The sequence below is a fragment of the Luteolibacter algae genome (assembly GCF_042683045.1).
Taxonomy (GTDB): Bacteria; Verrucomicrobiota; Verrucomicrobiia; order Verrucomicrobiales; family Akkermansiaceae; genus Luteolibacter; species Luteolibacter algae.
In genome coordinates this window covers 337,455-348,583 of record NZ_JBHUIT010000002.1, presented here as the reverse complement: position 1 = coordinate 348,583, position 11,129 = coordinate 337,455, and the positions used below count along the sequence as shown (strand labels likewise).

The 11,129-nt window shown below is 53.8% G+C and carries 12 protein-coding genes and 1 tRNA gene; 4 read left to right on the top strand and 9 right to left on the bottom strand.

From position 1 onward, the window contains the following. From ACFSSA_RS02770 to ACFSSA_RS02740, 7 genes are all read right to left on the bottom strand, one after another. Entirely contained in the window at window positions 1-888 is an 888-nt protein-coding gene (locus ACFSSA_RS02770; protein ID WP_386818244.1) for a tetratricopeptide repeat protein, read from the bottom strand. Window positions 889-1,187: 299 nt separating this feature from the next. Next, entirely contained in the window at window positions 1,188-1,550 is a 363-nt protein-coding gene (locus tag ACFSSA_RS02765; protein ID WP_386818243.1) for a DUF1428 domain-containing protein, read from the bottom strand. A 37-nt stretch (window positions 1,551-1,587) separates the two neighbouring features. Beyond that, complete coding sequence (locus ACFSSA_RS02760) at window positions 1,588-2,016, bottom strand: VOC family protein (RefSeq protein WP_386818242.1); 429 nt, start codon at window positions 2,014-2,016, stop codon at window positions 1,588-1,590. 54 nt (window positions 2,017-2,070) lie between these two features. Further along, window positions 2,071-2,613 carry an SRPBCC family protein gene (locus tag ACFSSA_RS02755; RefSeq protein WP_386818241.1) on the bottom strand — a complete coding sequence of 181 codons (543 nt, stop codon included), beginning with the start codon at window positions 2,611-2,613 and terminating at the stop codon, window positions 2,071-2,073. A gap of 4 nt (window positions 2,614-2,617) precedes the next feature. Beyond that, window positions 2,618-2,995, bottom strand: a complete 378-nt coding sequence (locus ACFSSA_RS02750) for a VOC family protein (protein WP_386818240.1) — start codon at window positions 2,993-2,995, stop codon at window positions 2,618-2,620. 5 nt (window positions 2,996-3,000) lie between these two features. Further along, window positions 3,001-3,882, bottom strand: a complete 882-nt coding sequence (locus ACFSSA_RS02745) for an SRPBCC domain-containing protein (protein WP_386818239.1) — start codon at window positions 3,880-3,882, stop codon at window positions 3,001-3,003. Continuing rightward, window positions 3,879-4,292 (bottom strand): YciI family protein, encoded by a 414-nt coding sequence (locus ACFSSA_RS02740; RefSeq protein WP_386818238.1) that lies wholly within the window; start codon window positions 4,290-4,292, stop codon window positions 3,879-3,881. The genes ACFSSA_RS02745 and ACFSSA_RS02740 overlap by 4 nt, the downstream gene beginning before the upstream one ends. Before the next feature lie 343 nt (window positions 4,293-4,635). Here ACFSSA_RS02740 and ACFSSA_RS02735 point away from each other — a divergent pair, with 343 nt between their 5' ends. Next, complete coding sequence (locus tag ACFSSA_RS02735; RefSeq protein ID WP_386818237.1) at window positions 4,636-5,904, top strand: RNA polymerase sigma factor; 1,269 nt, start codon at window positions 4,636-4,638, stop codon at window positions 5,902-5,904. Between the two features lie 161 nt (window positions 5,905-6,065). Here the strand turns inward: ACFSSA_RS02735 and ACFSSA_RS02730 are convergent. Next, window positions 6,066-6,137, bottom strand: a tRNA-Arg gene (locus tag ACFSSA_RS02730). A 119-nt stretch (window positions 6,138-6,256) separates the two neighbouring features. Between ACFSSA_RS02730 and fbaA the strand changes: the two genes are divergently transcribed. Next, window positions 6,257-7,288 (top strand): class II fructose-bisphosphate aldolase, encoded by a 1,032-nt coding sequence (gene fbaA, locus ACFSSA_RS02725; protein ID WP_386818236.1) that lies wholly within the window; start codon window positions 6,257-6,259, stop codon window positions 7,286-7,288. Between the two features lie 93 nt (window positions 7,289-7,381). Here the strand turns inward: fbaA and ACFSSA_RS02720 are convergent, their stop codons facing one another. Beyond that, the gene (locus tag ACFSSA_RS02720; protein ID WP_386818235.1) at window positions 7,382-7,849 is read right to left on the bottom strand and encodes a hypothetical protein; all 468 of its coding nucleotides are present in this window, start codon (window positions 7,847-7,849) and stop codon (window positions 7,382-7,384) included. Between the two features lie 59 nt (window positions 7,850-7,908). On the opposite strand from ACFSSA_RS02720, the gene ACFSSA_RS02715 reads away from it, so the two are divergent. Both ACFSSA_RS02715 and trmB read left to right on the top strand, forming a co-directional pair. Continuing rightward, on the top strand, window positions 7,909-10,422 hold the full coding sequence (locus tag ACFSSA_RS02715) for a M16 family metallopeptidase (RefSeq protein WP_386818234.1): 2,514 nt from the start codon (window positions 7,909-7,911) through the stop codon (window positions 10,420-10,422). Between the two features lie 27 nt (window positions 10,423-10,449). Beyond that, window positions 10,450-11,079: a tRNA (guanosine(46)-N7)-methyltransferase TrmB gene (trmB, locus tag ACFSSA_RS02710; protein ID WP_386818233.1), complete on the top strand. Its 630-nt coding sequence runs from the start codon at window positions 10,450-10,452 to the stop codon at window positions 11,077-11,079. Window positions 11,080-11,129: the final 50 nt, after the last annotated feature.

Genomic DNA, 11,129 nt, shown 5'->3' with positions numbered 1-11,129 from the left:
TTAGTTAGAGGTCGTATGAGAGAAATTTTTCACGGCGGGAGGCGCCATTACCGGAGCTGGTGCTGCGCGTCCGGTAGCTCGGTCCGCCTCAGCGAGAAGCCGGACATTTTCTGGAGTTCCACGTTCAAGATTTGGCAGGGAGAAAATTCTTTTCCGCAGGGTCATCCAGGCCTGCCGGGATGCATCTCCACGCCCTGAAAGTGCGAGCAAGCGGGCTCTCTCCGCCATCCATGGCTCCGGCCGTGGGCTGGCATGTTGCAGAGAATCCACCCGGCCCAAGGCATCGTCCCAAAGCCGCGCCTCCTTCTCGATATCCAGCGCACATAGTAGCAATGACGTGGAATCCCCGGCAGTTTTCAGGCCGAGATCCAATATACCGGATGCATCTTCCAGCCGTCCCAAGGACCGGTAGGTATTCGCCAATTCGAGAATCAAATCCGGATTGGGCGATTCCGCGAGATCCACCGCCCGTTGGAGATCGATCGCGGCTTCTTCGGGTCTACCAAGCGAAATCAACACTCTGCCTCGCGTTGCCAGCGCATCACCGTGATTCGGATTCCCGGCGAGAAAAGTATCCAGTTCGCTCTTTGCTTCTTTTTCCTTACCCGCAACGTGAAGAGCCAACCCGCGGAGGTAGACAACGGGATACTTTCCCGGCTCCAACCGCTCCACCAGTCTCAGCTCCTTTTCGCAGGCCCTCCATTCGTCATGCGCCGCATGAGCTTCCGCCAGTTTGAAGCGAAGCTCCGCATCATTCGGATCCTGGTTTAGATCCTTTTTTAGATCCGCAACGACATCATGGTAAGCACCGTGCGCAGCTAATTCCGAGCCCGGGAACAGTGGGCTCGCTACCGCGATCGCAAACAGGAAAAACTTGGAAGATCTCATTGGGAGGAGCGGAACCTCCTCTCAATTCCTCACTCTCACAAACTCATCTCGGTGAAGAAACCGCCATATCCGTTAGACACCTAATCTATTGACAATCAGTCATTTATCCAAGCTCCAGAGGCCATACGGGACGACCCCGGAGCAAAGATTATTTCCATGGCAAAATCGCCATCTCCGGCAGGATCCATGAATTGAAAAACGCCAACCCATGGATCCGCACCTAGCCAATATATGATTCCACTTCCTTGAAGCCGATCGGCGGCTGGCCCGCAAATCCATGGAATCGATAGCCGGGGAAACTATTCACTAACGAATATCCGGAAGCCTCCATACGAGAGACGTTTGCAATCGAAAATATCGGTATCGGATCCGCATAATTCCTTCATACGGGGATCCGCGAAGACCTTGGCATTGACTGCATCGCGATGTTCCCGGGACTCGTAAACGATATAGGCGAGAACCACCGTCTCCTCCGTGGAAGCTCCTACCAGATTGGGGAAGGCAACCATGTTTTCCGCTGTCATATCATCGGCGATCGCCTCCACATATTCCAGCGCACCGTGCTCTTTCCAGATGGCGGCGGATTGTTGGGCAATCTCCGTATATTTTTCAATATTGTCCTTCGGAAGCGGGAGGACAAACCCGTCTACATATCTTTTCATTTTGTGTGATGATTAGGGATTGAATGAAATACTGAGGCTATTGCTGTTCTGCTACTACGTTCACCATCCAGCCTACACCGAACTTGTCTGTGCACATCCCGTAACAGGGCGACCAAAAGGTTTTTCCCAATGGCATTTCCACGCTACCGCCGCTGGATAGAGCATCGAAAATTTTCTTCGCTTGCTCTTCATTTTCCGGCGCGATGGAAAGGCGGAAACCATCGAAGCCTCCTTCGTCAGCACCGCATCCATCGGACATCATCACCATGGTCTCGCCGATCCAGACACTGGCGTGCATGACTTTCTTTCCCCAGCCCTCCGCCAGCATTCCTTCCGGCGGTTGATCGGGAGCTTCTTCGAAACGCATGAGCATCACGCGTTTTGCTTCAAGAGCGGCTTCGTAAAATTCGACAGCTTCTTCACAGCGGCCACGGAAGAACAGGTAAGGTTCTATAACAGTTTTCATACTCTATATTCGGGTTCTAGTGATATTACTTTATACATAAACGCATCAAATTTTTCAATGTGAAATCCGGGTATCCCTAGCTGCCACTTCAAGGTTCCGGAGACCTTTTTCAAACATCGGTCCGCACATTTTTTCCGCACTCATGAATAGCGAGATCGCTTTTCCGGCGAACGTCTGGGGACCATACATTTTCCACGTCACCAGGGTCCCTCCGTCTCTCGGCTCAAAAGTGAAATCGACGTTGCTGGTGCCTTCCATCGGCTCCTTCCAGTCCATACGGAGACGCACAAGTTCATTTGGCCTGCTCTCGATAATCGTGCTGGAGCCAGCCCCGATTTGACCATTTCCCTTCCATGAGCAAACAGCTCCGACCCCGCTTTCCGGGCCGGCAAAAGTATTCCGCACATTTGGATCAAGCTCATTGAACGGATTCCATTTTACGAAATTCCGGTGGCTATTGACCTGTGGAAAAAGGGCGGAGGGAGATGCGTCAAGAACCGCGCTGCGCTGCACGGAAAAGCGGTCCGGCTGGACGGCAACCGCGACCAAAAGCGCGACGATGGCGACAACGATCAGGAAAAGAATTTTCTTAATCATACTATCAATTCATCGAATGAAGGCCGATCATATTTCCCTCGGTATCGAGGACGAGAGAGATAAATCCGTAATCGCCTATATTCATCTTCTCAAGCTGCATCGTGCCTCCGGCGGCAATGGCTTTCCGGGAGGTGATCGCGCAGTCCTCGCAGGAAAAATAAATGATGACACCGCCGACACCGGCTTCCTTGCCCTCCATTTTACACAATGCCCCGGCAGCGCCGCCGCCATCGCATTCACCGGGAAAAGCCCACATTTCCAACTGAGGGCTGGGGATTCTTTCCAGTGATTGATCGAAGGTTTTTTCGTAGAATGCTTTGGCACGCTCCATGTCTCCGACATAGATTTCGAACCAGCCAACGGGATTTCTTTTCGTATTCATGTGATTTATTTAATGAGAGTTTCAAGTTGGTCGGTGGCAGTGCTCCACCCTGTGTGAAAACCCATTTTCCTGTGAGTTTCCAAATCCTCCTTTGTCCAATGACGGGCGATGGCAATGTATTTGGTCTGCCCTCCCAAATCTTCGAAGTTGAGATCAATGGTGACAAATGGCTTGGGAGAAGGAATCCACCCCTCTGTGTAAGCATCCGTGGAGACCAATCGTCTTGACGGAACTACTTCCAGATAGACGCCTGCGTTAGGCATCAGGACTCCATCCGGTCCCTGCATCATGAGGAACATTCTCCCTCCTGGACGTACATCAAGCTCAGCGGAGACGGTCTTCCAAGGCGGTGGGGTGAACCACTTCACAATCATCTCCGGATCCGTCCAGGCCCGGAAAACCTTCTCGGCGGGAGCATCGATGATGCGGGAAAAGACGAGATCCAGTTCACCGGGAAAATGGCAAGCCAACTGTAGGGAAAGACGATCAAGGAGCTGCTCGTTACAGGCAGGAATGAAACTGCTGACCTTCTCGAATTCATCCGGATCGTCGAAGGTCTGGCTCCGGGTCAGCTTTGTTTTACCATCCAAGGGCTCCAACAAAATTTCTGCAGTGAAGGAATGCGGCGCCTCCGGATGAACGAAGACTATACGCTCCCGTCCAATGGATTCGAAACGGTAGATATTTGGATAAATTGTCCCATCCGGGCCACGCATATCCATTTTCAAAATACCGCGGGGACTGAAATCAAACTCGTGGATCACGCTGCTGAAACCTTCTGGCCCCCACCACCCGGCAAGTATATCTCTATTCTGGAAAGCTCGGTGGATCTGCTCCGGGGTGGCGGAGAGAACTCGTGAGTTCCTGAAGGTGAAAGGCTCGTTCATCGTTCCTTTGCGATTTCCGGGTTCTCGGCCATCTGGCTTGCTCCGCAGCGCTCCATGAGCTTCCGGACTTCGACAGTCGCCCCGTAGGGCAATCCGGGACAGAGCTTCGCGAGCTCCAGAGCCTCGTCCTCGCTATCCACACGCAGGATAATATATCCCGCCACTGACTCCTTGGACTCTGCATACGGCCCATCGGTAACAAAGCGCTCGGCTCCACGAATGACATGGCCGTCTTGTTCAAGTGACTGGCCACCGAGGCAGCGCCCTTCCGCCACCAGACCGTCGACCCAGCTCATCCAATCGGTCATCACCCGCTGGATTTCATCGGGCGATAGATCCTTATACCAGGAGTTATTGCGGAAAAGGAGCAGGTAATCAGCTTTTGATTCATCGGCTTTTGATTCATTCATGACTTTGGATATGATTTTATATTCGAGACCTAGAACAGGGATGAGTTAATAGTTAAAAGTCCGGACATCACCCTATAATTTATCACTTTATCTTCACATTAATGAATCCCGGTTGGGTCCTCGCCAAAATAACAGGATAGTGTAAATAGGGATGATCGTTACCGGTAGTCATAGTTCGTCGGCTCAATCTTACAACGAACGGGAATTCCGTTTCAGGACAGTGTTAGAAAAATTTTACAAATTTCCGTCTCCCCTCAATCCACCCAAGCTAGAACTCAAATCGAAACCGGTCTATGCAAGGAAGCGATTCACTACCAATTATTCTCCAACCATCAACAGCTTCATGAGCCCCTCAGGTGATCAACAGCCCATCGTCAATGATCTTGCAGATCACCTTTTCCGGCACGAATCCGGGAAAATGGTCTCTGTCCTTACCGGAATATACGGGCTGAGAAACCTGCAACTCGCCGAGGACGTCGTACAAGAGGCGATGATCCGTGCTCTTCGGACCTGGCCTACAGGCGGCATCCCGCCGAACCCGAATGCATGGCTTTTACAAACCGCCAAGAATCTTGCGATCGATCACCTCCGGCGGGAGAAAAACTTCCAGTCGAAACAAGCACAGATCGCCGCGACAATTCCAGACATCCATTCCCCGGACATTGATCCGGAAAAGGTTCACGACGATCAACTGAGGCTGATGTTTGTTTGCTGCCATCCTCTCCTTCCTCCCGAGACACAATCCGCGCTAGCCTTGAAAACTCTGTGCGGCTTCAATCCCGCGGAAATTGCAAAAGCCTTCCTCATCTCTGAAGCAGCAGTTGCAAAGCGGCTCTCCCGGGCCCGGGCCAAAATCCAGCAGGAAAACATTCCCTTCGAAATACCCGATACAAACCTCCTTCCGGAGCGATTGGACGGAGTCTTGAAAATCCTCTATTTGCTTTTTAACGAAGGTTATAAAGCCTCCTATGGAGATACCATTCTCCGGCCTGAACTTTGCGAAGAATCCGCCCGCTTGGCTACCATCCTTTCACGCCATCCTGCTGGTGATCGGCCGCGCACACACGCTCTTCTTGCAATGATCCACCTTACGGCGGCTCGTTTTCCCAGCCGCATGGGCACCTCCGGCATCCCGGTTCAACTCAAGGACCAGGATAGAAATTCATGGGATAAAAAAAGCATCGCAAAAGGCCTGTATCACTTGGATAGATCGGCCTCCGGGAATGAGCTCAGCGAATACCATTTCCTCGCAGGCATCGCCTCCTGTCACAGTCTCGCGGATAGCTACGAAAACACGAATTGGCGGCGGATTCTTGCGCTCTACGACGGGCTCAATGAGCTCCTGCCATCAGCGCTAGTCCGCCTTAACCGCGCAATCGTGATCTCGGAAATTTATGGCTGTGAGAAAGCGTTATCGGAGATCGAGCAATCGGACATCCCCGTGAGTTTGGCGAATTATCATCTGATGCACGCTGTTCTTGGAGAGTTGGAAATGCAACGAAAGCAGTCGGATAACGCAGCCAGGCATTTCAGCCGTGCCCTTGAGCTAGCCGAGACCACGCCCGAGCGGCTCTTCCTTGCCAAACGCCTTAAAGAATGTTCATCGCACTAAGGAATGGAGAAGAGGTGTGCGTTCTAGGTCGGCTCTCCTGCTGGCTGTGATCCGCTAGGAACGCACCTGAATCCGGTTTTATTTCGCTTTCGCTGCACGAGACATCCTCCTGGAAAGGAAAAAATCGTCTAACCCACTACTTCAAAGGAAGTTACACCAAGTGGTCCCGGGTGGAATCGAACCACCACCTACGGCTTCGGAGACCATCGTCCTATCCATTGGACCACGGGACCTTATTTTGGTGCGAGGGGCAAGGATGTAGCCAACGGGATGGATTTTGGCAAGAATAACCCGTCTTGGAGAATTCTTCACCCTTGCCCCCGTTGGTTTTCTAGGATAATCAGCCCCCGTTATGCCAATCGCAACTCCTGCACAATACGCCGCTATGCTTGATGCCGCCCAAAAAGGTGGCTACGCTTACCCAGCGATCAACGTTACTTCGCTCACCACCATCAACGGTGCGCTCAAAGCCTTTTCCGAAGCGAAATCGGACGGTATCATCCAGGTTTCCACCGGCGGCGGCGAGTTCGCGTCCGGCACATCTGTGAAAGATGCGGCCTTCGGTGCCATCGTTCTCGCAGAAGCCTGCCATCTTCTCGCCGAGAAGCATGATGTGCTTATCGCTCTTCACACAGATCATTGCCACCCGGAGAAGGTCGAAGGCTTCCTCAAGCCCCTCCTCCAAGCTTCCCGTGAGCGGATCGCAGCTGGCAAGGGACCTCTTTTCCAATCCCACATGTTCGATGGCTCTGTCGTCGATCTGGATGAGAACCTGAAAATCTCCAAAGAGCTCCTCAAGGAATGTGCCGAGCTTGGTATCATTCTTGAAGTGGAAGCCGGTTGCGTAGGCGGCGAGGAGGACGGTCACGATACTTCCGGCCTCCCAATCGAAAAGCTCTACACCACTCCAGAAGACATGGTGCAGGTCTATGAGGCTCTTCAGCCTATCGGTCGTTTCCTTTTCGCAGCTACCTTTGGCAACGTGCACGGCGCTTACAAGCCCGGTTCTGTAAAGCTCAAGCCATCCATCCTCAAGGACGGGCAAAAAGCAGTCATGGACAAGCATGGCGCGGATGCGGAAATGGATCTCGTCTTCCACGGCGGGTCTGGCACATCCAGCGAAGATCTTCAGGAAACTCTCGACTACGGTGTGGTAAAAATGAACATCGATACGGATACCCAGTATGCGTTCACCCGTCCTATCGTGACCCACATTTGTGAAAACATCGAAGGCGTGCTCAAAATTGACGGCGAAGTCGGCAATAAGAAAGCCTACGATCCACGCTCTTTCCTCAAAAAAGGCGAACAAGGTCTTTGCGATCGCATGAAGCAAGCCTGCGATGAGCTCCGCTCCACTGGCAAAACGATCTTCGGCAAAGCGTAGATCTGTAACCAGCATTTCATTAAAAAGCCGGCGCTCTTTGCGGAGCGTCGGCTTTTTTTGTGGCTACCTCGGTAATACCTTACCGCATGGAAATCAATCCTCGCTTGGTTTGCGGGGCCGGCCTGTCTCCGGATCCATCCCGATCAACTTCCAGACCTCCCGGATCATCCGCGTAGCGCCAGCCTCCAAAACCTTTTTTTCATGCCCTGTGCCGTTCAATCCGACATTGATCGAAGGCATCAATCCATCAGGGGTATCGGCACTGCCTACTTTGACGAAAAGGCGCTTATCCAGCTCCTTGACCGTTGCCTCCTGATCCGGAAGCGAAAATCCCTTCTGCAGATCCGCGTCAATGGCCACCTGACGGAGGATATTTTCTTTGCGGAGCTCTTGTTCAATGGTTTCCGCCAGCTTGTTCTGATCTTCCATGGAAAGATCCGCCCTGAGCGCCAGAGGCACCCAAATGGGGGAAGGTTTTCCCCGCAAATACTCACGGTAGCCATAGATGCCACCGCCGCCCAGCAATGCCAATCCGAGGAGCGCTAAGCCTGCATATAACATCCATCGTTGCATGAGTGACGTTTATGCGGCATCTCCTTTGCAGCCAAGCTGGAAATTCCATGGATTACCCCCTCACAAAAGCCACCCGACACACCCTCCCGAACGGATTGACCCTCATTCTCGATCCTGATCCATCCGCACCAGTGATCAGCGTCCAGGCGTGGGTAGCAACCGGCAGCATCCATGAGGATAAAATGCTTGGCACGGGTTTATCCCATTTCCTGGAGCACATGGTTTTCAAGGGGACCCGTGACTTTTCCTCCGATGAGCTCGCTCAGGCGGTCCAGGCCGGTGGAGGCCACTGGAATGCCTATACCACCTTCGACCGCACCGTCTATTATATCGATGGCCCATCGCACTCGCTGGAGACCTTCTTGAAATGTCTCACGGGCCTGGTGTTTTTCCCGACACTCCCCGAGGCGGATTTCGGCAACGAGCAGGATGTCATCCGCCGGGAAATCGATATGGGCCTGGACGATCCGGATAACGCCTCCATCCGGCTGTTACTCTCCACAGCCTTCACTGTGGATGCACGCCGCCATCCGGTCATCGGCCACCGTCATCTCTTCGATGAAATCAGCCATGCGGACCTGGTTTCCTACCATCGCTCCCGATACACACCGGATCACACGCATATTGTGATTTCCGGAGATTTCGATGCCGCGGAGGCACGCGCTTTGGTCATCGCCATGACAGCGGATTGCAAAATCGTTTCTGGCCCAGAGCCACACATCCAGCGAGATCCGAGACAGATCGGCCCACGGGAAAATACCGCTACCTTTGATATCCCGACAAGCCGTCTCTGCCTCTCCTGGAAAACCCCCGCTCTCGATCACCCGGATACTCCGGCTTATGATATCCTCGCTGCGATCCTCGGCCGCGGTCGCTCATCGCGGCTTTATACGGCTCTACGTGATCGTCGCGAGCTGGCTCTGGAGATTTCCGCATGGACATGGAACGGCCCCGATGAAGAAGGGCTTTTTGCCATCTCCGCAGAGGCAGAGCCCGAAAAGCGCGGAGAACTGAAGGCAGCGATACTTGCCGAACTGGCAGACCTTCCCGCAAGCCCTCTGGATGAAGAAATCGCCAAGGCGAAACGCCAAATCGCCATCAGCCAATTCCGCACTCTTACCTCCGCCTCCGGCCGCGCCTCCGATCTGGCTTCAAACTGGCACGAGGCCCGCGATCTGAACTACACCCGCGCCTACCTCGCGGAGATCAATGCCGTCACAGCCGCCGATATCCGCCGTGTATCCCAGCTTCTTACGGAACGTAGACTCACATTCACCTCGCTAGATCCGGAAAACTTCGCCCATACCGCTGCCGTGGAGGAAAAAACGACAACTGTCGAGCCGGTCACCACGCACACACTTTCCAACGGCCTGCGTATCGCCTTACTACCTGATCACCGCGTGCCACTGATTCATTTGCAGGCCGCTGTAGGGGCGGGCTTGCTTTCAGAAACACCGGTGAGCAACGGCCTCAATCAGCTTCTAGCCTCCACGCTCACCAAAGGCACCTTGAGCCGCTCGGCCGCAGATATCGCCCTCTCCCTGGAGACCCTGGGCGCATCAATCGGCGCAAGCACGGGCAACAACGCACTGCTCGTTTCCGCATCCGGATTGGCGGCGGACCTCGTCTCCATTATCGATATCTTCGCGGATGTCATCATAAACCCCTCATTCCCGTCAGACGCGATAGAGCGGGAAAAGACGTCCCAGTTAGCCTCTCTGAAAGAAGCTCAGACGGATCCACTACACACCTGCTTCCATCAGGTCCGCAAGACACATTTTGCCGGCACCGGATACGGTCTCGATCCCCTTGGCAGCTTGCAAACCCTCCCGGAAATCAGCCGCCTGGACCTTTCCGCACATCATGCACTGCATTTCAATGCGTCGAACACGACACTCGCGATCTCAGGGGATTTCAATTCCACCGAGCTCATCGAGCTACTCGAAACCCACTTCTCCACGCTGCCGGAAGGTGAGAAATGGGCACCGCCCGCATCGAAGGTAAATCCGGGGAAAAGTGCCGAAACCACCCTGCCGAAAAAGCAGGCCGTGCTGGCCATTGCCTACCCGGGCGCGGATGTCAGCAGCGATGACAAGCACGCTCTGGCCTTTATCAATGAATATGCCTCGGATATGGCCGGCCCGCTTTTTGGACGCATCCGGGAAGAGCTAGGCCTCGCCTATCGAGTCGGCGCCACACAATTTCTTGGCTACGATCAAGGGCTTTTCACCTTCTACATGGCGACATCCCCGGAGCAGATCGGGCTCGCCACCGAGGAGCTACAGAAAGAAATCGGAAAAATCGCCTCTCAAGGGATTCCCGATGAAGCCTTCGAGCGCGTCCGCTCCACGGTGCTCAGCGGTGCGGCCATCCAGCAACAGTCAAGCTCCTCCAACGCACGTCACGCAGCTTTGGATTTGCTCTTTGGCAACCCGGCCGATAGCTACCTCCTCCTGCCGGAAATCTACCAGAACCTCCGTGTGGAGACGGTCCGTGAAACAGCCCGCAGAATTTTCGCGGTGCCGCCCACTGTTTCCACTGTCCTTGGCGAGAAAGCATGATCATTCCTTCCCTGTATCCAAAATTGTATGAACACGCTTCCACGCCCTCCGATCTCTGAATTTGAGTTCGTCCCGTCCCATTACTTCCGGAAGCTTCCGGTGGAGGAGATCCGCGATGGAGATCGCCCACTGGAAATCGATCTCGGCAGTGGCGATGGCTCGTTCCTCATCGATCTTTCGAAACAATATCCGGAACGAGACTTCCTGGGTGTGGAGCGTCTATTGGGACGTTGCAAAAAGGTCGCAAAACGGATTGCCCGGGCAAAACTCGAAAACTCGCGAATTCTACGCCTGGATAGCAAATACGTCGTCGAATGGCTGCTGCCTGCGGCATCCGTCTCGCGTATTCACCTGCTCTGCCCGGATCCGTGGCCGAAAGTCCGCCATCACCGCCGGCGCTTGATTCAGATCCCATTCCTCGGAGCCGTGAAAACCGCTCTCGTCCCTGGCGGAGAGTTTCTCTTCATGACAGATCACGAGGAATACTTCGAGTATGCCTGCGAGAAAATCCGGGATAGCGCACTCTTCGAGATACTACCGTGGACAGAGGAGTCTTTCTTTTACCCAAAGACCGATTTCCAACAGCAATGGGAAGCTGAAGGGAAATCCATGCATCGCATCCGTTGCCTGAAAGCAGCGGATGCATCGCCGCTCTGAGGCATTTTCCCCGGAACGTTAAAAAAACTCCCGCCAGTCGGAACCGGCGG